This window comes from Asanoa ishikariensis, assembly GCF_900107455.1.
Taxonomy (GTDB): domain Bacteria; phylum Actinomycetota; class Actinomycetes; order Mycobacteriales; family Micromonosporaceae; genus Asanoa; species Asanoa ishikariensis.
This window is the reverse complement of the sequence record NZ_FNQB01000001.1, coordinates 1,354,378-1,376,509: the sequence shown is the minus strand read 5'-3', so window position 1 is coordinate 1,376,509 and position 22,132 is coordinate 1,354,378. Positions and strand designations below refer to the sequence as shown.

At 71.3% G+C, this 22,132-nt stretch carries 17 protein-coding genes; 7 read left to right on the top strand and 10 right to left on the bottom strand.

All coding sequences use genetic code 11. From position 1 onward, the window contains the following. Positions 1–413: 413 nt before the first annotated feature. Entirely contained in the window at positions 414–776 is a 363-nt protein-coding gene (locus BLV39_RS06495) for a DUF3499 domain-containing protein (protein WP_090788363.1), read from the bottom strand. Between the two features lie 101 nt (positions 777–877). Here BLV39_RS06495 and BLV39_RS06490 point away from each other — a divergent pair, with 101 nt between their 5' ends. Then, positions 878–1,321, top strand: a complete 444-nt coding sequence (locus tag BLV39_RS06490; RefSeq protein WP_090788361.1) for a metallopeptidase family protein — start codon at positions 878–880, stop codon at positions 1,319–1,321. Between the two features lie 231 nt (positions 1,322–1,552). On the opposite strand, the gene BLV39_RS06485 is transcribed toward BLV39_RS06490, so the two are convergent. The 4 genes from BLV39_RS06485 to cofD all read right to left on the bottom strand — a co-directional run bounded on the left by BLV39_RS06485 (position 1,553) and on the right by cofD (position 7,941). Next, complete coding sequence (locus BLV39_RS06485) at positions 1,553–1,816, bottom strand: WhiB family transcriptional regulator (RefSeq protein WP_089245306.1); 264 nt, start codon at positions 1,814–1,816, stop codon at positions 1,553–1,555. 1,397 nt (positions 1,817–3,213) lie between these two features. Continuing rightward, positions 3,214–5,745 (bottom strand): bifunctional FO biosynthesis protein CofGH, encoded by a 2,532-nt coding sequence (locus BLV39_RS06480; protein ID WP_090791208.1) that lies wholly within the window; start codon positions 5,743–5,745, stop codon positions 3,214–3,216. 148 nt (positions 5,746–5,893) lie between these two features. After that, the gene (locus BLV39_RS06475) at positions 5,894–6,967 is read right to left on the bottom strand and encodes a coenzyme F420-0:L-glutamate ligase (protein ID WP_090791206.1); all 1,074 of its coding nucleotides are present in this window, start codon (positions 6,965–6,967) and stop codon (positions 5,894–5,896) included. A gap of 38 nt (positions 6,968–7,005) precedes the next feature. Next, the gene (gene cofD / locus BLV39_RS06470) at positions 7,006–7,941 is read right to left on the bottom strand and encodes a 2-phospho-L-lactate transferase (protein ID WP_090788359.1); all 936 of its coding nucleotides are present in this window, start codon (positions 7,939–7,941) and stop codon (positions 7,006–7,008) included. A gap of 90 nt (positions 7,942–8,031) precedes the next feature. On the opposite strand from cofD, the gene BLV39_RS06465 reads away from it, so the two are divergent. Next, positions 8,032–9,117, top strand: coding sequence for a hypothetical protein (locus tag BLV39_RS06465; RefSeq protein ID WP_176984786.1), 1,086 nt, complete (start codon positions 8,032–8,034; stop codon positions 9,115–9,117). A gap of 773 nt (positions 9,118–9,890) precedes the next feature. Then, positions 9,891–10,871: a winged helix-turn-helix domain-containing protein gene (locus BLV39_RS06460; protein WP_090788357.1), complete on the top strand. Its 981-nt coding sequence runs from the start codon at positions 9,891–9,893 to the stop codon at positions 10,869–10,871. 3 nt (positions 10,872–10,874) lie between these two features. On the opposite strand, the gene BLV39_RS06455 is transcribed toward BLV39_RS06460, so the two are convergent. The 3 genes from BLV39_RS06455 to BLV39_RS06445 are packed head-to-tail and all read right to left on the bottom strand — an operon-like array spanning position 10,875 to position 14,217. After that, the gene (locus BLV39_RS06455; RefSeq protein WP_090788355.1) at positions 10,875–11,912 is read right to left on the bottom strand and encodes a hypothetical protein; all 1,038 of its coding nucleotides are present in this window, start codon (positions 11,910–11,912) and stop codon (positions 10,875–10,877) included. A 23-nt stretch (positions 11,913–11,935) separates the two neighbouring features. Continuing rightward, complete coding sequence (locus tag BLV39_RS06450; RefSeq protein ID WP_090788353.1) at positions 11,936–13,039, bottom strand: mannose-1-phosphate guanylyltransferase; 1,104 nt, start codon at positions 13,037–13,039, stop codon at positions 11,936–11,938. Positions 13,040–13,074: 35 nt separating this feature from the next. Then, positions 13,075–14,217, bottom strand: a complete 1,143-nt coding sequence (locus BLV39_RS06445; RefSeq protein WP_090788351.1) for a glycosyltransferase family 4 protein — start codon at positions 14,215–14,217, stop codon at positions 13,075–13,077. A 137-nt stretch (positions 14,218–14,354) separates the two neighbouring features. On the opposite strand from BLV39_RS06445, the gene BLV39_RS06440 reads away from it, so the two are divergent. After that, entirely contained in the window at positions 14,355–15,032 is a 678-nt protein-coding gene (locus BLV39_RS06440) for a TIGR03089 family protein (RefSeq protein WP_090788348.1), read from the top strand. On the opposite strand, the gene BLV39_RS06435 is transcribed toward BLV39_RS06440, so the two are convergent. Further along, a complete protein-coding gene (locus BLV39_RS06435) occupies positions 15,025–16,980 on the bottom strand; it encodes an acetoacetate--CoA ligase (protein ID WP_090788346.1) in 1,956 nt (651 codons plus the stop codon). The two genes, BLV39_RS06440 and BLV39_RS06435, sit on opposite strands and share 8 nt — an antisense overlap. An 88-nt stretch (positions 16,981–17,068) precedes the next feature. Between BLV39_RS06435 and BLV39_RS06430 the strand changes: the two genes are divergently transcribed. Both BLV39_RS06430 and BLV39_RS06425 read left to right on the top strand, forming a co-directional pair. Beyond that, the gene (locus tag BLV39_RS06430; protein WP_090791205.1) at positions 17,069–17,716 is read left to right on the top strand and encodes a hypothetical protein; all 648 of its coding nucleotides are present in this window, start codon (positions 17,069–17,071) and stop codon (positions 17,714–17,716) included. A gap of 86 nt (positions 17,717–17,802) precedes the next feature. Beyond that, the gene (locus tag BLV39_RS06425) at positions 17,803–19,164 is read left to right on the top strand and encodes a hypothetical protein (protein ID WP_090788344.1); all 1,362 of its coding nucleotides are present in this window, start codon (positions 17,803–17,805) and stop codon (positions 19,162–19,164) included. 25 nt (positions 19,165–19,189) lie between these two features. Here the strand turns inward: BLV39_RS06425 and BLV39_RS06420 are convergent, their stop codons facing one another. Further along, positions 19,190–20,356 (bottom strand): acyl-CoA dehydrogenase family protein, encoded by a 1,167-nt coding sequence (locus BLV39_RS06420; RefSeq protein WP_090788342.1) that lies wholly within the window; start codon positions 20,354–20,356, stop codon positions 19,190–19,192. A gap of 276 nt (positions 20,357–20,632) precedes the next feature. On the opposite strand from BLV39_RS06420, the gene BLV39_RS06415 reads away from it, so the two are divergent. Further along, positions 20,633–22,060 (top strand): UDP-glucose dehydrogenase family protein, encoded by a 1,428-nt coding sequence (locus tag BLV39_RS06415; protein ID WP_090788340.1) that lies wholly within the window; start codon positions 20,633–20,635, stop codon positions 22,058–22,060. The last annotated feature ends 72 nt before the right edge of the window (positions 22,061–22,132 follow it).

The window sequence follows — 22,132 nt, the reverse complement described above, 5'->3', positions numbered from 1 at the left end:
CTGAGGTACCGGCGTGCGGCGGCCAGTCACGCCTGGCGGGGAGGGGTCCGTCTGCTGCCGTTCCGAAAACGGTGCCGGCAAGCACGGGCGCGTCATCTTCGTCTCGCGCGCCCGGCGGCACCGACCTCCATGATCAGGTGCACCAGACCAAGTGCCTGGCCGCACCTCGTCCATGATCATGCGCATCTGGCCGGGGAACCCGACGGCGTGTCGTGCCAGACCTGCTGCACCCGATCATGGGCTGACCGAATGCGGCGCACACGATCAAAATGCTCGGCCCGGTCGGCGGCTGAGGCCGCCTGCCAACCTGATGAGCTGCTGCCTGCCGCCCACTGGCGACGAGCAACGGGACATGCGCCCACTGCCGGTGATCTGCGCCGAAGAGCCGATCCTCGCGGAGCCGGCCGCTGGTCCTACTGGCTTGGCGGGATTACTCGGAGGTGACCGCGGCGGCCTTGTTGGTGGCCGGCGTGTGGGAGGTCGTCGTAGTCGTCGTAGCGGCCCGGGCGGGCTGCTTCGCGTACCGCGTCGGCCAGGGCGACCAGGTCGTCGGTCGTGGGGGGTGGTGGTTGGAACTCGCCCTCGTGGCGCACCACTTCCCAGCCGCGGGGGGCGGTGAGGGAGCGGGCGTGTTGCTCGCAGAGGTCATAGGTATGAGGCTCGGCGAAGGCGGCCAACGGCCCGACGACGGCGGTCGACTCGTGGTAAACGTAGGTCAGCGTGGCGACAGCCGGCCTGGGACAGCCGTTTCTGGAGCAACGCCGTGGAGACCTCACGGCGGCACGTTATCTCTCCCACCCGGGCGTTGCCCCGCCTTGCGCCGCGACACGCCGATCGCGGGGCTAGGCTGAGGCTGCTTTTCTCCAGGAGGTGCACGATGACCAGCCCCGCCAACCGCCGGCCGGCGTCCGGTCGGCGCCGTGACCGGCACGGTCGCGGGCTGCGCGGGCGTTTGGTGCCCGCGACGGTACCGCTGGCGCGTACCAAGGCAGAGATCTTCGATGATCTTGTCTTGGACACGGTCGAGACCCTGGAGCACCGGTTCGCCAAGGAGCTCGCCGGGGTGGAGTTCGCGGTGGAGGACGTGCCGCCAGAGCTCAACGTGTACGACACCGACGTGCTCGAGGACGGCGAGGTTCCGCTGGCCCGCCTGCTGCCCGGCCGCCCAGGCCGAGCCGACATGGCGCCGCGGATCGTCCTCTACCGGCGACCGCTGGAGTTCCGCGCGATGGACCACGACGATCTGGCCGACCTGGTCCACGACGTGATCATCGAGCAGGTCGCCAACCTCCTCGGCCTCGACCCGGACGAGCTGAGCTGAGCTGATCTGACCGCGCCAGGCTGATCTTGGCCGGTTGGGCTAACCCCACGGCGGCCCACCGCGAGGACGGCCTGGTCGCGATCCCCTGCGTCGCCGACTGGCCGTACCCCGGATGCGGTCGAGGGCCCGCATCGCAAGCGATGATGGCCCTCGGTCCCCGATATGTTCTTGTGCCGTCCTCAGCGCGGGTTCCCCCTCCGCGCTTGGTGCCGGCCGGCGTTCGTTGCCCGATCAGGCGACGACGCGCCGCTTCAGCTTGCGCCGCTCACGTTCCGACAGGCCACCCCAGATGCCGAACCGCTCGTCATGGCCGAGCGCGTATTCGAGGCATTCGGCCTTGACGTCGCAGCGCGAGCAGATCCGCTTGGCCTCGCGGGTCGAACCGCCCTTTTCCGGGAAGAACGCTTCGGGGTCGGTCTGGGAGCACAGTGCACGCTCCTGCCACTCCGGCGCGTTGCCCAGCAGGTCGGCGACCTCGACACGGCCACCATCCATAACGTTGCCTCCTTTCGCACGCCGGCCTGCGACCGGCGTAACCCCCTCGCGGAAGGCCCTACTTTTTCGCCCGTACGGTCCGATTTGTCATGTCCCGTTCGAACGACCCCAGTGAAATTACACGCGTGTAATGCGTGCGTCGTCAAGCGGAACCTGATAAATAGGCCCACGAACCGGCGTGCCGTGGGCGACTCGCGGATGGTGCCGTGGCCCTTCGGCTCCCTACCGATCCAGACCCCAGGCGGGTAACGCACGATCGACCACTTTCCCACCTGCTCAGACGCCGCAACCGCACATAAGAGATCAAACCACGACATCCCTAGCTTGATCCACCCGGCCTCCGCTAGTCCCCCGGTCGAGGGCACGAATCGGGCGGGTCATTACCCACCTCAGATGATCATGCAAACCTGGTGGTTCGCTGTAGGAAACGTCAGCTTTCGGACCGCTAGACCACCTCACCGCTCGACCGCCGGCTGTCCCGAGCGGGGTGTCGGACAGTCGGCGGCGCCATGACCGACTCGCCCGGAGGCAGCCAGGCACGTCGACCGGCTCCGGCGGACGCCGGGCGTCGCCCGTCAGGGCCAGGGCTGACTCCGCCTTGAGGCGGCCGGCACGTCGACCGGCTCCGGTCGACGCACGGGCGGCGTTCACCGCCCGACCAGCAGGGCACCGTCGCAGCAGACATCCCCCACCCACGCAGAACCTCGCGGCGAAAACGCCGCGCCCGGAGACCGCGGCGGCGCGGAGGTGACCCGCGGCGCGGCTGGATGCGGCGCTACGGTCGGCCGGTCCTCGTCGACCACCCCGCCCGGCCGGCCCGACACGCCTTCTCCCTTAGGCGTCTCCACATGATCGCTACGACCAAGGACAGACGAGAACACGCGCTGGCAGTCGCCGTCGGCGCACGGCCATCGATCACTCGACCAACGAGACTGCAGGCTTGGCCGACCCGGGTCAGTGGGATCCCGACAGCACGGCGAACCTGGTACCTACATCGCGCGACGATGTGCAAACGCGCGCTCAGACCCGCGACGCCCGTCCGAAATCTCCGGTCAAGCGAGTCCCGGGCCACCCACGGAGTCCCAACCGACGGCACGGCCACGGCCGCCAGGCCTCCCGCGCACCCAACCGAGCGCGCGTCCGGGCAGAACAGAGCCACCCGCGCACCCAACCGATCATGCGTCCGCGCCGACCAAGACCACCGGCGGAACCCGACGGCACGGCCGCATAGGTCAGGACCACCCGCACAACCCAACCGATCGCGCGTCCGCACAGGCCAGAACCACCGCACAACCAACCGAGAGCACGTCCGCGCCGACCAAGACCACCCGCGGAACCCAACCGACGGCACGGCCGCGCAGGCCAGGACCACCCGCACAGCCCCAACCGATGGCGCGTTAGTGCAGGCCGTAGGCCGTGGTGCGTTCGCGGGCTGGGCGGCCGGCCGCTGTGGCTATGGCCTTGAGCTGCTCGACCGTGCGTGATGAGCCGTTGGCCGAGCCCGCCATGCGGGAGATGGTTTCCTCCATCAGCGTGCCGCCCAGGTCGTTGCAGCCGCCGTTGAGCATTGCGACCGTGCCCTCGTCGCCGAGTTTTACCCAGGAGCACTGGATGTTGGAGATGCGGCCGTGCAGGAGTAGTCGGGCCATCGCGTGGACTACTCGGTTTTCTCGCCAGGTTGGGCCCGGGCGGGCGATGCCGGCCAGGTAGATGGGGGCGTTGGTGTGGACGAACGGTAGGGCTACGAACTCGGTGAAGCCGCCCGTGCGGTCCTGCACCCCCGCCAGCACCCGGAAGTGGCCTAGCCATTGGCGGGGGTGGTCGACGTGCCCGTACATCATCGTGGAGCTTGATCGGATGCCTAGCTCGTGTGCCGTCGAAACCACGTCGACCCAGGTGGCGGCCGGGAGTTTGCCCTTGGTCAGGACCCAGCGCACGTCGTCGTCGAGGATCTCCGCCGCTGTGCCCGGGATCGTGTCCAGGCCGGCTTCGCGCAGGCTTTCCAGCCACTCGCGGACCGGCATGCCGCCCTTCGCGGCGCCGGTGACGATCTCCATGGGTGAGAAGGCGTGGACGTGCATGCCTGGCACCCGTTGTTTGATCGCGCGGACCATCTCGGCATATGCGGTCACCGGCAGCTTCGGGTCGATGCCGCCCTGCATGCAGATCTCGGTGGCGCCGGCCGCCCAGGCTTCTTCGGCGCGGTCGGCTACCTGGTCGACCGAGAGACGGAAGGCGTCGGCGTCGCGTTCGCGTTGGGCGAAGGCGCAGAAGCGGCAGCCCACGTAGCAGACGTTCGAGAAGTTGATGTTGCGGTTGACCACGTAGGTCACGTCGTCGCCTACGGTGTCGCGGCGGACGTCGTCGGCGATGCGGCACAGCTCGTCGAGCGCGGTGCCATCGGCGGTGAAGAGTGCCATGGTCGCCGCCTCGTGCCGCTCCTCCAACAGCGCTGCCGGGTCGGTGGCCGCGAGGCGCAGGCCTTCGAGGACGTCGGAGGGCTGCCGCTCAGCCAAAGCCCCGCGGCCCAGGTCGATGGCTTCGGGCGCGATGCGCTCGGCTACCTCGGACCAGCCACCGTAGACGGAGTCGAAGTCGCCTCGGCGGTCGCCGGTGCGGCCCGTGGTGTCGATCGTCGCGTGCAGGTCGGTGCGACCGCCGGGCACGAACGCCTCGTCGGGCTCCTGCCAGGGCCGGCCGACCGGCAGCGTGCCCTCGGCCGCCAGCCCGCTGACCGGCTCGGCCAGCGCCGCCACGTGGCCGGCGAGCCGCGGGTCTAGCCAGGGGTCGCCGCGGCGTACGTATTCTGGATAGATGGTCAGTCGTTCCCGCAGCGTGAAACCGGAGGCGGCCGATCGGGCGGCGAGGTCGTCGATCATCGGCCAGGGGCGTTCCGGGTTGACGTGGTCGGGGGTGACCGGCGAGACGCCGCCCCAGTCGTCGATGCCGGCGCGCAGCAGCAGGTCGTATTCGCCTTCGATCAGGTTGGGCGGTGCCTGGATGCGAGCGCCGGGGCCGAGGATGACCCGGCTGACCGCGATCGTCGCGGCTAGGTCGAGCAACTCGGCGTCGGGCATGCCGCGCATCGCTGTGTCGGGCTTGGCCCGGAAGTTTTGGATGATGACTTCCTGGATGTGGCCGTATTCGCGGGCCGAGCGGCGGATCGCGAACAACGAGTCGGCGCGCTCGACCAGGTTCTCGCCGATGCCGATCAGGATGCCGGTGGTGAACGGGACACCGACCCGGCCCGCGTCGTCGAGGACCCGCAGCCGAACCGCCGGCTCTTTGTCGGGTGAGCCGAAGTGCGGGCCGCTCTTGTCGGACCACAGCCGAGTCGCGGTGGTCTCGAGCATCATGCCCATGCTCGGCGCGACCGGCTTGAGGCGCTGAAGCTCGGCCCAGCTCAGCACGCCCGGGTTGAGGTGCGGCAACAGGCCGGTCTCTTCGAGCACCGCGATCGCGCTGGCCCGGACGTAGTCGAGGGTCGAGTCATAACCCCGCGCGTCGAGCCACTCGCGCGCCGCCGGCCAGCGCTCCTCGGGCCGGTCGCCGAGGGTGAACAGCGCTTCCTTGCAGCCCTGCGCGGCGCCTTCGCGGGCGATCGCGACGACCTCGTCGCGGTCGAGGAAGGCGGCCGGTAGCCGGTGCGGCACGGTGGCGAAGGTGCAGTAATGGCAACGGTCCCGGCACAGGCGGGTCAACGGGATGAAGACCTTGCGCGAGTACGTCACGACGCCCGGCCGCCCGGCGTCACGCAGGCCCGCGTCACGGATGGCCCCGGCGATGCCCAGCAGCTCGTCTAGTGCCTCACCGCGCGCGGCCATGAGGTCCGCCGCCTCGCCCTGGTCGAGCGCCTTGCCGTCCGCGGCACGCGCCAGTGCCCGCCGGATGCTCGCCGCGGTCGGCGGTGTGTGCGGGGTCGGGATCAGATCAGCCACCGTTGAAGCGTAGGCCGTGTCACCGACAGGATTCCGTGGCGACGGTCACCGCGAAAGAATCTTGGCTGATCGGGAACCATCCGACCGCCTCGATCCGATGAAGAGGTATGAGCGAACTCAACTCGGAGCGAGCGCCGCCTCAGCGGACAGTGACCACCACGTGTGGCCCGTGACCGTCCTCGGTGGTCTCCATCATGGAACCGAGCCCTTCGGCGGCCAGGGCGGCGCGCAGGCGCTGCACGTCGGCGCCCAACGACACCAGAGCAGCACCGGTGGAGTCCGCCGGCCGGCACACGACGCGGCAACGGCCCATGCGGTCGCCGTCGCCGGGGAGCAGGTCGGCGGCGAACGTCGCCGTCGATCCGGGAGTGATCGTCGCCAAGGCGCGGGTCAGCGCCTTCTCGAGGTTGAGCTCATCGAGCGCGGGGAAGGGGGGTTGGCCATGGTCGGACAGGCGGGCCGCGGCCCGGAGTCCCTCGGCGCGGGCTTCGGCCGTGCCGAGCGAGAACAGATCCTGATCAGCACCGCGGACCAGGACGGCCGCGCCGTCGCCGTCGGCCTCCGGCAGGGGTGGGTCCAGATATCCGCGTACGACCGCAACCGGCACCTGTGCGCACTTGCCCTTGACCAGTTCGCCGGCCGCGGCCAGCTCGTCCACGACGGCCATCTGGGTGATGGACAGCTCGTTGCCGTACGGGTCGACCTCGCCGCGGTGGTCGCGGATCGCCGGGATCCCTGCGGCGCCGAGTGCGACGTCGGTGAGCCCGTTGCGCCACGGTCGGCCCATCGTGTCGGAGATCACAACGGCGACATCGAGACCGTGCCGCTCGCGCAGGGTGGTGCGCAGGGCGCGGGCCGAGGCGTCCGGGTCCTTGGGCAGCAGCACCAGGTGGGCGCGGTCGACGTTCGAGGCGTCGATGCCGGCCGAGGCCATCACGAAGCCGTGATGGGTCTGCACGATCCGGGTCTGCCCACGGCGAGCCACCGGGCGGGCGGTCTCGGCTCGCAGCACCTCGTCGCGGGCCACCACGCGCTCGTCACCGTCGATCGGGACGTCGACCAGGCTGCCTTCCGCCTTCGACACGATCTTGCTCGTCACCACCAGCACGTCGCCGGCGCGCAGCCACGGCGCCGCGGCGGTGATCGCCGCCGCGAGGTCGTCGCCCGGGCGCACGTCGCCGATGCCCTCGACTGGCAACACTTCGAGTCGCATGCCCACTCCCCCGCCACCCGCTACCGCGTCAGCAGCAGTCATACCAGTTCGACGGCCGCGCGGACCATATCGGCCGTGGTCTGCTCGTCGGTCATCCAGAGCGGCACCGCCTTGACCGTGACCCCGGCCACCGAGGCGCCGGCGTCGGTGCTGTCGACCAGCCAGCCGTCGAGGATGCCGCCGTCGCCGCGTGCCCCGTACATCCCGCCGACTGCGGCCGCCGTGCACGCCACTCCCAGCACGGCCAGGCACTTGTCGGCCATGCCGCGCACCGGGCTGCCACCGATGATCGGCGAGAAGCCCACGACGGGAGCGGTCAGCGCGGCGCGCAGGCCTGGCACGGCCAGAATCGGGCCGATGCTGACCACGGGGTTGCTGGGCGCGACCAGCACGAGGTCGGCGGTCGCCAGCGCCTCGAGCACGCCGGCGGCCGGCTTCGCGGTGTCGGCACCGACGAACACGAAGCGCTTGGTCGGCACGTCGCCGCGGTGGCGCACCCACCATTCCTGGAAGTGGATCGCCTTTTCGCCGTCGAGGTCGACCACCACGTGCGTCTCGAACCGGTCATCGGTCGCCGGCAGCATGCGCACGCCCGGTTGCCAGCGCTGGCAGAGCGCCTCGGTGACGGCGGAGAGGGGGTAGCCGGCGTTCAGCATCTGACTGCGCACCAGGTGGGTGGCGATGTCCTTGTCACCAAGACCGAACCAGGTCGGCTCTGCGGCGTACGCGGCCAGTTCGTCCTTGACCGCCCAGGTCTCGCCGACGCGTCCCCAACCGCGTTCTGGGTCGGCGGCGCCACCCAGGGTATACATGACGCTGTCGAGGTCCGGACAAATCCGCAGGCCGTGCATGGTGACGTCATCGCCGACGTTGACGATCGCGGTCACCTCGGCACCGGTTTCTCGGGCATAAGCCCGGACGCCGGTCAAGAACCGAGCGCCGCCAATTCCACCAGCCAAAACGACGATGTGCATTCGGCAATCCTTACCTACACTGCCGGTTTCCCGGCGTCCGGGCGACTACGCTCACGAAAGCCATCTTCCGTCATCGCCCCAGGGGGAGCCGTGACCACCCAACCCGAGGCCGGGTCGACTGAACAGACCTCGGCCAATCAGATCACCAAACCCTGGCGCGAGTTGATCGCCCTGGTGCTGGTCGGCGCCAACGCTGTCCTGCTGTTCGTGGGGCTCATCGATCTGCTCGTGCCCTATTCGGCGAATGTCGGGTTCTCCAGCCGGGCCGGCGGAAGCTTCTTCGACTTCGCGGGCATCGAGGCGATCGTGCTGCCCCTGCTGGCGGTGCTCTTGGCCACACACCTCAAGCCCGCCGTGCCGCGCGCCAAGCTGGTCACGCAGGTGGCGCTGGCCGAATATGCCGTCTCCGCCGTGTTCGGCGTGATCGCGCTGCTGGCCTGGCTGTTCGGCTCGCTGGTCGACGGCGAGGTCCGGGCGGCGTTCACGGGCCTGCTGGTCCGCATCGCGTACGCGGGCATCTTCGCGGCCGCCGGGTTCCTGATCTACAAGGTCTGGCGGACCCTCTACTACGTGCCGCGCCCCAAGCCCCAACCCGGCATGTATGGCGCACCGGCTGGTTACCCGCAGCCCGGTCCTGGGCAGCCGGGTTACGGGCAGGGCCAGCCCGGTCAGCCCGGGTACGGCGCACCCGCCGCGTACGGTCAGCCCGGCTACCCGCCGCCGCCGGCCTACCCGGGTGCGGCTCCCGGCCTGGGCGGTCCCGCCACTCCGGGTGGCCAGCCCACGGCTGGTCCGGGCGCACCGGGTCAGCCCGGCGCATACCCGCCCGCTGGTCCGTCCGCGTCGTCGGCCGAGCCGGCGACCTGGCCGCCGGTGCCGGGTGCGGGCGCGCCGCAGGCGACCCAGACGATCACGGCTCCGCCGATCTCGGCCCCGCCGGTCCCGGGCTCGGGCGCGCCGCAAGCGACCCAGACGATCTCGGCACCGCCGGCACCGCCGGCACCGGCCAGCCAGCCGGCGCCCGTCGCCCAGGTGGACGAGCCCACCACAGCGATCCCCACGCCGGAGGACGAGCGCACGCAGGTGATCAACCCGGCCAGCCAGCAGCCGAGTGCCGGCTCCGCGCCCCCGCCGGCCGCTACCGGAGACGAGCCGACCCGGCCCAACATCCGCTGACACCGAACTCGGGGGCAGCAGGCCCGGCACCACGCCGGACCCGCTGCCCCCGATTCGTGTCCGCAACCAAATCCGACCGACGTCTGGGGGCTCGCGTCAACCAGAGCCGACGCTCTGACGCGACGAGCCAAGGTTCCGAACGCGCAGTCGGAGCCAGTAGCCAGAAGGGCCGGCCGGAGTCCGCAGGCGCAGCCAAGAGCCGGCATGCCAGCCCGCAGGCGCAGCCAAGACCCGGCATGCCAGCGAAGGCGGCATCCGGAGATCTGCAGACGGCCAAGGCCCACGATCCAAAGCTGGCACGCCAATACAGCCAGCCAAGGTCCGAGGGCAGGCAACCCCGAACCTCGCGCAACGGAGGGCGCCTGCGAAGGCCCGCGACCCGTGGCGGGACCCAGACGGGTCGCGGGCGGCTTGTGTCACCGCGGCGGTGCAACCCTCGCCACGGTCGACGAGGGTGTCGACCAGGCAGGCCATGGCGGCACCACCCGCCAGGCCCCCACGTCGTGGCGGGTGGTGCCGCAGTAGCGCGGACCCGGGAGGAAGGTCGACGCGCAGGCACGCCCGGCCGCCACCTCCACGACGTGCGGTCGCGGGCCCTCGTTGGTGGTCGGCCGGGCGGCAATGCCGCCCCGCTATGTGGGCGCTAACACGAGCATGGCCAAACCGCACGGCGAGTGCGAGGACTTTCAGCCAGAGCTGAAACATTGAGGTCAACCGGTACGCTCACATCCACGGAAGCCCGCCCGTCACCCCCTCCCGGAGCCCACGAGACCGTGCTGCGGATCCATTTCACCCGTGACGATGTCGCGCGCACCCGCGTCGCGCCGGGTGCGGATCCGGTCTGGGAACTGATTCTCAGCCTGCAGCTCTTCCAGGGCCGCCGGGCCGACCGGGACCCGCTGTTGGCCGGTTGGCGGCGCGAGGTCGCGGCAGGGCTCCGGCACGGCGACGACGGCGCCAGCGTCCGGCTGTTGTTCGCGCTCAACCCGCCGCAGGGCTACTTCCCGGACTTCCTCACCCCGTTCGAGAGCCGCGCCGGGCTGCTGCCGGGGCTGGACGCGATCCGGTCTACCCCGGCTGCCAACCTGCGGCGGGACCTGACCCTGTTGGCAGCCGGCAATCGGCTGCCGGCCAGCGCGGGAGACCTGGCCCGCGGTGACGTCGCCACCTTGCATCGGCTGACCGCGTCGATGGAGGACTACCGGGCGCTGGCGCTCGCTCCCTACTGGAGCCGGATCGAGAGCGCGGTCGAGGCCGACCGGAGCCAGCGGGCCCGGGCCATGCTCGCCGACGGGGCGGACGGGCTGTTGACCAGCCTGCGGCCGGCGATGCGGTGGGACGGGCAGGTGCTGGAGGTCCGCCACTATCCGGCCGACCGGGACCTCTACCTCGACGGCCGCGGGCTGCTGCTGGTGCCGGCGTTCTTCTGCGCGCGTACCCCGGTCAGTCTCGTCGACCCGAATCTGCCGCCGGTGCTCGTCTACCCGGTGGAGCGGCTCGGCGGCCTCGACCAGCCGGCGGAGCCCGGGCGGCCGGCCCTGGCCGCGTTGCTCGGCCGCACCCGGGCCAGGGTGCTCGAGGTCGTCGCCGGCGGCTGCTCGACCGGCGAGATCGCCCGCCGGCTCGAAGTCTCGGCTGCCGCCGCCAGCCAGCACGCCGCCGTGCTGCGCAACGCCGGTCTGCTGGTCAGCCGCCGCGACGGCAACACCATGGTGCACACCCTGACCCCGCTGGGCCGGGCGATGCTCGACTAAAACCTAGTCGTGCCAGAGCGCGATGCGGTGGTCCTCGTCCGTCACGTAGATCCGCTCACCGTCGACCACCGCGATTCCTTCGACGTTGTGGAACGGCGCCAGGTCGTCGACCACCTCGCCGGCCACCCGGCTGTTGGAGCCCAGGGCGAACCGCACGTGCGTACACGTGATGTCTCCGCCCGTCGGGTGGTCGTCGAGCAGCACCGAGCCCTTGCCGAGCGCGTCGATCGAACCGACGACCGCCTCGAAACCGCCGTCGACAGCGGTCAGGGCGCGGAAGCCCGTCAGGGTGCCGGGTGGGGTGACGCCGGTCAGCGCGTACGCCCGGACCACCGCGGGCCAGGTGCGCGGGTCGGCGTCGAACATCCCCTCGACACCGGAGATCTCGACCAGGATCGGCTCGCCGTCCTGGGTCACCGGGAAGCGCAGCCCGAGCAGCAGCGTGCCGGCCGGCGTGAACGCCGCCGCCTCGACGTTGACCGGCAGATCCCCGATGATCACCCGCGAGGTCCAGCTCTTCGCCTTCGCCGCGCCGCGGACCTGGGTTTCCCGGATGAACTGCCGCTGCACCCGCTCGCCGGGCGGCAGCGGGCTGATGTCGGCGTCCAGCAGCGCGTCGTTGATCGCCCGGTGCAGCCGCAACTGGTTGCGCACCACGTGCAGCTTCACCACCCCGCGGGCGGCGTCGGCCTCGCGGAACCGGGCGAAGAACGCGCGCTTCGGCCGCAGCGGGCCGCCCTTGGAGCCAAAGTGCGAGCCGACCACGTAGACCCAGCCGTCGCGGTGCGCCAGCGCCTCGCCGTCTTCGGTGCGGCCGGCTTCCGCCCCGGCGTCGAAGCCCTGGTGGTGTGCGGCCCAGCGGCCCTCGTGGTCCTGCACGAGCAGAGCCACGCACGCCTCGACCGGGCCCTCGTCCAGCACCGTCCACAGGCCACGACGCGCGCCGTGGGCTTCCAACAAAGATGGCGAGAGTACGGGCAGCAGGTCGCTGGCCTCGTTGCCGGCGACGGACAACTCCACATGGCGCAATGGCGCGGTCATGCGATCAGCCTAAAGAACCTCGGCTAGCAAAATCCCTCGTCGCCTCGGGCTTTCAACTCGTCCACTAGTTGCTTGACCTCTTGGGAGCGCGCGCGGGAGCAGACCAGCACCACGTCGGGCGTGTCGACAATCACCAGATCTTCGACGCCCAGCGCGGCCACCAGGCGGCCCGAGTGCGGCACGACGACCAGGCGGTCGGTGTCGCGCAGCAGCACGCCGGGCTTCTCACCCGGGTGGTCGGCGCCGCCGCCGAGCACCACGTTGCCGCGCGAGTCGCCGGGCAACACGTCGCCCAGGGTCTGGAAGTCGCCGACGTCGGTCCAGCCGAAGTCGCCGGGCACCGTGCCGACCTTGCCGGCCGCCGCGGCACCCTCCATCACCGCGTAGTCGACCGAGATCTTCGTCAGGGTCGGCCAGACGGCCGTGAGGACCTCGTCGCGGTCGGGCTGGTCCCAGGCGGCAGCGACCCGGCACAGGCCGTCGTGCAGGCTCGGTTGCTGGCGGGCGAGCTCCGCGAGGAACGCGTCGACCCGCCAGACGAACATGCCGGCGTTCCACAGGTAATCGCCGGACTCGACGTACTGCTTGGCCAGCTCGTACGCCGGTTTCTCGGCGAACGCCTCGACCATCCGCACCGGACCCGGGCCGACCTCGGCACCGCAGCGCAGATAGCCGTAGCCCGTCTCCGGGCGGGTCGGCTTGATCGCGATGGTCATCAGCAACCCGCGCTCGGCACCGGCCACCGCCTGGCGGACCACCTGGACGAACTGGGCCGGGTTGGTGATCAGGTGATCGGCGGCGAAAGCGCCCATGATCGCCGACGGGTCGTGCCGGGCGATCAACGCCGCCGCGAGCCCGATCGCCGCGCAGGAGTCCCGCGCGGACGGCTCGACCAGGATGTTCTCCTCGGGCAGCGCGGTGAGCTGCCGGGCCACGGATGCCGCGTGGGCCGCGCCGGTCACCACCATCGTCTGCTCCGGACCGGCCAGCGGCGCGACCCGCTCGACCGTCGCCTGCAACAGCGACATCGGGCTGCCGGACAGCGGATGGAGGAACTTGGGCTGGTGAAGTCGGGACAACGGCCACAGTCGAGTGCCGCTGCCACCGGCGAGGATCACGGCGTGCATCGGGACATCATGCCGGACCGCCGCAAACTGACCGGTCACGCGCGCGCCCGCTGCCAGGCCGCGATGTGCACCTCGGCGCTGGACTCCCAGGTGAACTCCTTGGCCCGGTCGAAGCCGGCCTTGCCCAACGCCATCCGGCGGGGTTCGTCGTCGAGCAGCGAGGCCAGGTCGATCGCGATCTGGTCAGGATCTTCGCTCGTGTACGCCACCGCGTCACCGCCGACCTCGGGCAGCGACAGCCGGGGCGTGGTCAGCACCGGCACGGCGCACGCCATGGCCTCGAGGATCGGCAGGCCGAAGCCCTCACCGAAGCTCGGGTACGCCGCGACCAGCGCGCCACCCAGGAACCCGGGCAGGTCGGCGTAGCGCAGGTAGCCGGGGCGGAGCAGACGCAGGTGGCCGGGCACGTCGGCGACCGCACGGTCGATGTCGTCGTCGTGGCCCTGGCCGCCGGCGACCACCAGCGCGGGCGGGTTGGGCCGGTCGTGCACCGCCTTGACCCACCCGCGGATCAGGCTCGGCACGTTCTTGCGGGGCTCCTTGGCACCCAGGAACGCGACGTAGTCGGTGCCGGCCAGGCCGAGGCGAGCGGCGACGCGGGCCTTCTCCTCGGCGGTCGGCGGGTGGAACGCGGTCGGGTCGACGCCGTGGTAGGCCACGTCGACCCGGGTCGGGTCGGCGTCGAGCAGCCGGATCAGCTCGTCACGGGTCGCCTTGCTCGGCACGATCACGCGGTGTGCGCGGCGCAGCGAGGTCTTGATCGCGCTGCGGAAGAAGGTGCGCCGGGACTTGTCGTAGTGCTCCGGCTCCGTGAAGAACGTGGCGTCGTGGACGGTCACCGTCACGGGGCAGCCGGCCCGCAGCGGGCAGGTGTAGAAGGGCGAGTGCAGCACGTCGGCGCCGACCTGCTGGGCCAGCAGCGGCAGGCCGGTCTGCTCCCAGGCGAGCCGGGCGGGGCGGTGCGCGACCGCGGCCGGCGCGGCGACCACCTCGGCCGCGGGCAGCATGCGGCTGTAACGCTCCGCGTCGGTGCGCAGGCCCACCACCGCGAGCTCCACCTCAGAGCCGATGACCTTGCCGAGCGCGCCTAGAAGCCCGTCGACGTAGCGGCCCACGCCGCCGCGGTCAGCGGGAACGCTGGTGGCGTCGACGAGTACGCGGGGCGGACCGGAAGTCACGGTGCGGGCTCCTCAAGGGTGCGGTGTGTGCCAGGCCACTTTGGTGCCAAGCCTACGCTGAGCCAGCGACGGGTCGGAGCCGGTGACACCGTGACGACACGGCGAACGATCGATGCCTAGCCGGTGAGGTGCGACCGATGGCCGAAGAGAGCGCGGACGAAATCGCCCGGATGTTCGCGGCGGCAATCCGCCGAGATCCGACAAGACCGCTTTTGACCTGGTACGACGATGCGACCGGCGAACGGACCGAACTGTCCGGCGCCACGCTCGACAACTGGGTCGAGAAAACCGCGAACCTGCTGGTCGACGGCGCCGGGCTGGGCGACGGCGACCGGGCCGGCGTGCTGCTGCCACCGCACTGGCAGACCGCCGCCGTGCTGCTCGGCTGCTGGGCGGCGGGCGTCGAGGTCACCACGACACCCGGACCCGTCGACGTCCTGTTCGCCACCGAGGCGCGGGTCGCCGAGGCCGACGACTGGTCGGCCGGCGATCGTTACGCGCTGTCACTGCACCCGCTCGCCCTGCCGATGCGCGAGGTGCCCTCGGGTTGGCAGGACTACACCGTGGCGGTCCGGGCCTACGGTGACGTCTTCGCCGCGTACCCCCGCGGCTCTTCCGAATGGTCGAGGAAAGACCCGTTCGGCTTGCAACCCGGCGACCGGGTGCTGATCGACGCGGCGACCCACCCCGAGCCGCGCGACTGGCTGCTGGCGCCGTTGGCCGCCGGAGCCAGCATCGTGCTCTGCGGCAACCTCGACCGCGCCAAGCTCGCCGGCCGGATCGCCAGCGAGCAGGTCACCCGCGACCTCAGCTGACGCCCTCGCGGGCCAGCTTCTCGAACGCGGCCAGCGACTCCGGGTTGGCCAGCGCGCCCTTGGCCGCCGCGCTCTCCGCCGGCGTGCCGGTGAGGATCTTCTTGACCGGCACCTCGAGCTTCTTGCCGGACAGGGTGCGGGGTACGCCCAGGATCCGGTAGACCGCGTCCGGGACGTGCCGCGGCGACAGGGCGGTCTTCAGCTCTTTCGCGATCTTGGCGGTCAGGTCGCCGTCGAGGTCGCGCTCGTCCGTGGTGACCACGAACAGCAGCAGCTCACCGGCGCCACCCTCGCTGTCCTCCAGGTGGATGACCAGCGAGTCGGCGATCTCCGGCAGCCCTTCGACCACGGAGTAGAACTCCGACGTGCCCAGCCGCACGCCGCCGCGGTTGAGGGTGGCGTCGGAGCGGCCGGTGATCACGCAGCCGCCGTGCTCGTTGATGGTGATCCAATCGCCGTGTCGCCAGACGCCCGGATAGACGTCGAAGTACGCCTCCCGGTAGCGGCTGCCGTCCGGGTCGTTCCAGAAGCCGACCGGCATGCTCGGCATCGGCTCGGTGATCACCAACTCGCCGAGCTGGTCGCGCACCGGCATGCCGTCCGGCCCGAACGCCTCGACCGCCGCGCCGAGCGCCCGGCAGGCGATCTCACCGGATCGCACCGGGAGCAGCGGCACCCCGCCGACGAAGCCGGTGCACACGTCGGTGCCACCGGACAGCGACTGGAGCTGGAGCGTGTCGCTGACGTCCGCGTACACCCAGGCGAAGCCTTCCGGCGGCAGCGGAGCGCCGGTCGAGCCGAGCCCGCGCAGCGCGGTCAGGTCGTGGTCGACACGCGGCACCAGGCCGGACTTGCGACAGGCGAGCAGGAACGGCGCGGACGTCCCGAAATAGGTCATCCGGGTCTCTTCCGCCATTGCCCACAGCGTGTCGAGGCTCGGCGCGCCGGGGTTGCCGTCGAACAGCACGATCGTGGCGCCGACCGCCGGGCCGGAGACGAGGAAGTTCCACATCATCCAGCCGGTGGTGGTGAACCAGAAGAACCGGTCCGCCGGGCCGAGGTCGTGGTGCAGCGCGAGCATCTTGAGGTGCTCGAGCAGGATGCCGCCGTGACCGTGGACGATCGGCTTCGGCAGCCCGGTGGTGCCCGACGAGTAGAGCACGTAGAGCGGGTGGTCGAACGGCAGCGCCGCGAAGGTCAGCGGCTCGTCGGTGGGAGCGGTGAGCTCGTCCCAACCGGAACCCGCCGCCGGGTCGAGGTAGTTGATCATCACGAGGTGCTCGACCGACGGCAGAGCCGCCCGGATCGCCTCGACCTCGGCCGCGCGGTCGACCGGCTTGTCGCCATAGCGGTAGCCGTCGACCGCGACCAGCACCTTGGGCTCGATCTGCTGCCAACGGTCGCAGACGCTGCGCGTGCCGAACTCGGGTGCGCAGGACGAGAAGATCGCGCCCAGACTGGCCGAGGCCAGCATCAGCACGTACGTCTCGGGGATGTTCGGCGCGTACGCCGCGACCCGGTCACCCGGCCCGACACCGAGCCGGCGCAGACCCGCGGCGCACCGCCGCACCGCGTCGCGTAGCTCGTCCTTGGTCAGGGTCTGTGGCGCCCGGGTCTGGCCGTGCGCGATCACGGCGGGGTCGTCGCCGGCCCGGCCGGGCATCCGCAGCACGTTCTCGGCGTAGTTGAGCGTCGCGCCCGGGAACCACCGCGTGCCGGGCATGTGCCGATCACCGATGGTCGCGGTCGGCGGTGTGTGGCTGACCACCTCGAAGTAGTCCCAGATCGAACTCCAGAAATCCGGGATGTTCTGGACAGACCACAGCCGCAACGCCTCGTAGTCGGCGAACGCCAGACCCCGCTCGCGTTCGAGCCATTGCAGGTAGTGGCCGATCCGACTGGTCTGGCGTACGTCGGACGGCGGCGTCCACAACACCTCGTTGCTCATTCGGCCATCCTCCCCTATGCGAGGGCGCTGACATGTGGGTGCCGCGCACACATTCACGGTCCGGAACGCGCTCCGGTACGGTGCTCGCGTGCGTCATCTGTGGAGCCTGCTCGCCGGCATCGTCGCCGCGCCGCTGGTCTGGATTCTGCTCGCGCTCGGCCAGGACGGATCGACTTCGACGATCACCACCTGGGCCGACACTTCCGCGTTCAACACCGCCCGGCTGATCGAGCCCGCGGTCTACCTCGCCGCCGCCGGGATCGCTCTCGGCGTGCTCGCCACGCTGCGCTGGTCGCCGCTTGGTCCGCTGATCGCCGGCCTGCTGCTGATGGCGCCGTACGTGGGCATGTTCATCGCCCCGCTGCGGGTGCGGTCCGCGGTGCCGGGCGGCTGGCGGCTGTTCGGCGACCCGCTGCAGCTTCGCCTGCCGCTCGACAACGGCACGCTGCTGTTCCTCGGCCTGCTGCTGGCCATGGCGGCGTTCAGCGTGCAGCGCTGGCGCCGCTGGCCGGTCGCCACCACCGCGACCGCGACGTCCGGTGTGGACGACACCGACCCGGACCTGTTCGCAGGCGGTTTCAGCACCGACCCGGACTCCCGCCCGCCGACGCTGGCCTACCCGCCGGCCGACGTGCCGGCGCCCCGGACGGAGTCGTTCGGCGGAACGCCCACCGCCGGGGGCTCACCGTGGTCGTCACCGCCGGTGCCGTACCGCCCGGACGGTAAGGCCGAATAGGCGACAGAGTTCGTCGCTCCCTCGGGGTACGGTGCGCTTCACCTGGGTCGATCCACCGGATCGACCGCAGCCCCGCGGGAGGCCCGATGCGCCATCTCGGTTCGCTGCTCTTGTCGTTGCTCCTGGCCCCGGCCATCTGGGTGCTGTCCGGCTACGGGATGAACGAGGTCTCGATCGGTGTCGGGCGCTTCGACCTGCGGATGGTCGGCGGCTACGCGGCACTCGCCGCGGCCGGGGTGCTACTCACCCTGCTCGTGCTGACCCGGCTCTCCCCGGTCGGTCCCGCGACGGCGGGGCTGGCGTTCATCGTGGTCAGCGTGTGGGCGGGCCAGGACCCGGGACTGTTCCGTGAGCTGTTCACGGCCTCCGTGTTCGGCCGCCCGGCCGGCCTGGTCAATCCGATCGTGGCGATCGGCCCGGTGGTCGGCACGCTGCTGCTGCTGACCGTGACCAGCCCGCGGCGCTGGCAGCGGCATCCGGCGCCGGCGTTGCCCACGCAGCCGATCTATCCAGGCGCCACGGTCGCCCCGCCACCCGGCTACCCGCCGGCCTATCCGACCTCGCCGGCGTTCGCCGCGGCTCCCGGATCGCCGGCCGGTCCCTACGCCACCGGTGCGCTCTACGGCCAGGGGTACGGAGTGCCGCCGGTCCCCGTGCCGACCTCGGCCGCGCCGGCCAGCGGGCCGCCCGGGCCGCCGCCACCCTCCGGGCAGAGCGCTCCGCCGCCACCCCGCCCGACGGCCGCCCCACCGCCAACGCCCGCCCCACCGCCGACGGCCGGGCCGGCGACCGCCGGGCCGACGATCGCCGGGGCCAGTGCCTGGACGACGCCGCCGCGCCCGCCGGCCAGCCAGCGCACGCCGCCCCGCCCGCCTGGCAGCGAACGGACGCCGCCACCACCGCCGCCGCGGTTCACCCCGCACGTGCCCCGCCAGCCGGGCGCCAGCGACGCGGCCGACGCCACGGACGCCACCACCCGGCTCGGCGGCACCGACGCCACGACCCGGTTGAGCCCGGCCACCGACGAGACCACCCGGCTCACGCCGCCGCCGGCCACGGACGAGACCACTCGACTCACGCCGCCCCCGGCGGCGGAGGACGAGACCACCCGGCTGACGGACGACGAGACGACCCGCCTCGACCCGGACGGCGACGAGCAGACGACGTTGCTGGGACCGTCGGCGAGGCCCGCCCCGGACAGCGAGGAACAGACCACGCTGCTGCGGCCGGCGACGAGCGACGACGCGGACGGCGACGAGCAGACGACCGTGCTGAAACCGGCCGAGGAGCCCGGTCCGGACAGCGACGAGTCGAGCGACCGGGCCGCGCCGGACGGCCGCACCCGGCCGCTGCACGGCACGCCGCCGCCACCGGCCGCCTATCCACCACCCGGCCATGCCACGCCGACCACGCCACCCAGCGACCCGGACGCCACCCGCCGCCTCTGAGTGCCGCGCACCCGGCCGAAGAGGGTCAGCCGACGCCGTTGAGGAGCTGGCGGGCCATCACGACCCGCTGGACCTGGTTGGTGCCCTCGTAGATCTGCGTGATCTTGGCGTCGCGCATCATCCGTTCGAGGGGGTAGTCACGGGTGTAGCCGTACCCCCCGAGCAGTTGGACCGCGTCGGTGGTGATCGCCATGGCGGCGTCGGACGCGAAGCACTTGGCGGCCGCCCCGAAGTAGGTCAGGTCGGCGTCGCCGCGCTCGGACCGCCCGGCCGCCGCGTAGGTGAGCTCGCGGGCGGCGGTGAGCTTCATGCCCATGTCCGCGAGCATGAACTGGATGCCCTGGAAGTCGGCGATCGGCTTGCCGAACTGGTGCCGCTCCTTCACGTATCCGAGGGCGTAGTCGAGCGCACCGGAGGCGATGCCGACCGCCTGTGCGGCGATGGTGACCCGGGTGTGGTCGAGCGTGCGCATCGCGGTGGCGAAGCCGGTGCCCGGCTCGCCAATCCGGCGCGAATCCGGAATATGCACATTGTCGAAGTAAACTTCGCGAGTCGGCGAGCCCTTGATGCCCAACTTCTTCTCCGGTGCGCCGAAGGACACACCGGCATCCGACTTGGACACGACGAACGCCGAGATGCCGCGGGACCGGGCGCCGGGCTCGGTGACCGCGAAGACCGTGTAGAACTCCGACACACCGGCGTTCGTGATCCAGCGCTTGACCCCGTTGAGCACCCAGCCGTCGCCGGACCGTTCCGCCCGGGTCGTCATCGACACGGCGTCGCTGCCCGCGTCGGGCTCGGACAGGCAGTACGAGAACATCGCCTCGCCCCGCGCGACCGGCGGGAGGAACTCGGCCTTGACCGCGTCGGAGCCGGCCAGCAACAGCGGCATCGTGCCCAGCTTGTTGACCGCCGGGATCAGCGACGACGACGCACAGGCGCGGGCCACCTCTTCGATCACGATCGCCGTGGCCAGGGCGTCGGCGCCGGCACCGCCGTATTCGACCGGGATGTGCGGCGCGTGGAAGTCGGCGGCACGCAACGCCTCGTAGGAGGCCTTGGGGAAGTCGCCGGTCTCGTCCGCGTGCGCGGCGTTGGGGGCGACGCGGGCATCACACAGTTCGCGTACCGCGGCCCTGATCGTGCTGTGCTCTTCTGGCAGTAGGTAAACGTCGAACGAACCCTGTGTCATGATTGCAGCCCTCCCCTGGCCGGCGGACTACGCCACCGGTAGCGTGCGTCGGGCATGTGTCTATCCGGCCCAGTGCTGAGGATACCGACCGGTAACGTTGGCTCGGATGCACAGTGGGTAGGCTCACGCACTATCCTCGCCTGCGCACGTAGGTGAACCCGCTCCGGCGGGACAGAAGAACAGATGTCCTAGCTGACGCGCCGTGCGGGCGCGGCCAGTCCCGGCAACCGACGTGGCGCACAGTGGCGCCGCCGAGCGTGAGCGGAGAACCAAGGCGTGACGATCCCGTACCCGAACACCCAGCCCATGCCGGCGATCGCGGCGGTGACGCCACCGTCCGGTGCCGCCCGCCCGCGGCTGACCTTCCTCGGCACCGGTTACCTGGGTGCGACGTACGCCATCTGCTACGCCGAGCTGGGCTACGAGGTGCTCGGCTTCGACGTCGACGAGGCGAAGATCGCCGGGCTGGCCGCCGGCGTGGTCCCGTTCCACGAGCCCGGCCTTGACGAGCTGCTGCGGCGCAACATCGCCGCCGGCCGGCTGCGCTTCTCGACCGACTACCAGGAAGCCGCCGAGTTCGGCGACGTCCACTTCATCTGCGTCGGCACCCCGCAGCGGGGCGACGGCATGGGCGCCGACCTGACCTACGTCGAGACCGCGGTCGTCAACCTCGCCCAGCACCTGAGCCGCAAGGCGCTGATCGTCGGCAAGTCCACCGTGCCGGTCGGCACCGCCGAGTGGATCGAGCAGTTGGTCGGCAAGCACGTCGCCCCGGAGCTCGGTGTCGAGGTCGCGTGGAGCCCCGAGTTCCTGCAGGAGGGCTTCGCCGTCGAAGACGTGCTGCGCCCCAACCGCATCGTGGTCGGTGTCAAGAGCGACTGGGCCAACGGCCTGCTCTACTCGGCCCACAAGGGCGTCTTCGACCTGGCGGCGACCGAGGACCGCGAGGTCCCGCTGGTCATCACCGACTTCGCCACCGCCGAGCTGGTCAAGGTCGCGGCCAACGCGTTCCTGGCCACCAAGATCTCGTTCATCAACGCGATGGCCGAGGTCTGCGAGGTCGCCGGCGGCGACGTCACCCAGCTCTCCCGGGCGATCGGCTACGACCCCCGGATCGGCAACCGGTTCCTCCAGGCCGGCGTCGGCTTCGGCGGTGGCTGCCTGCCCAAGGACATCCGCGCGTTCCAGGCCCGGGCCCAGGAGCTCGGCGCCGGCGAGGCGCTGCGCTTCCTGCACGAGGTCGACCTGATCAACCTGCGCCGCCGCACCCGGGTGCTCAACCTGGCCGCCGACCTGCTCGGCCGCCGCTCCGGCCCGGCCGGTCCGGACCTGTCCGGCGCCCGGATCGCGGTGCTCGGCGCGACCTTCAAGCCCAACTCCGACGACATCCGCGACGCGCCGTCGCTGGCGGTCGCCGGGCTGCTGCTAAAGGCCGGTGCCGACGTGCGGGTCTACGACCCGGAGGGCATGGACAACGCCAAGAAGGCGTCGCCCGACCTGACGTACGAGCCCACCCTCAACGACGCGGTGCGCGACGCCGACCTGGTCTGCGTGCTGACCGAGTGGGCCGACTTCCGCAACGCCGACCCGGTGGCCCTCGGCGACCTGGTCGCCGGCAAGAAGGTCATCGACGGCCGCAACTGCCTGGACCCGGCACTGTGGACCCAGGCCGGCTGGACGTACCGCGGGATGGGTCGCCCGTAACAGTCTGTTCTTTCGAAGGGCGCTCTTGGGGTTTCGCACCCCGGGGGCGCCCTTTCACATTGGAGGGACGTC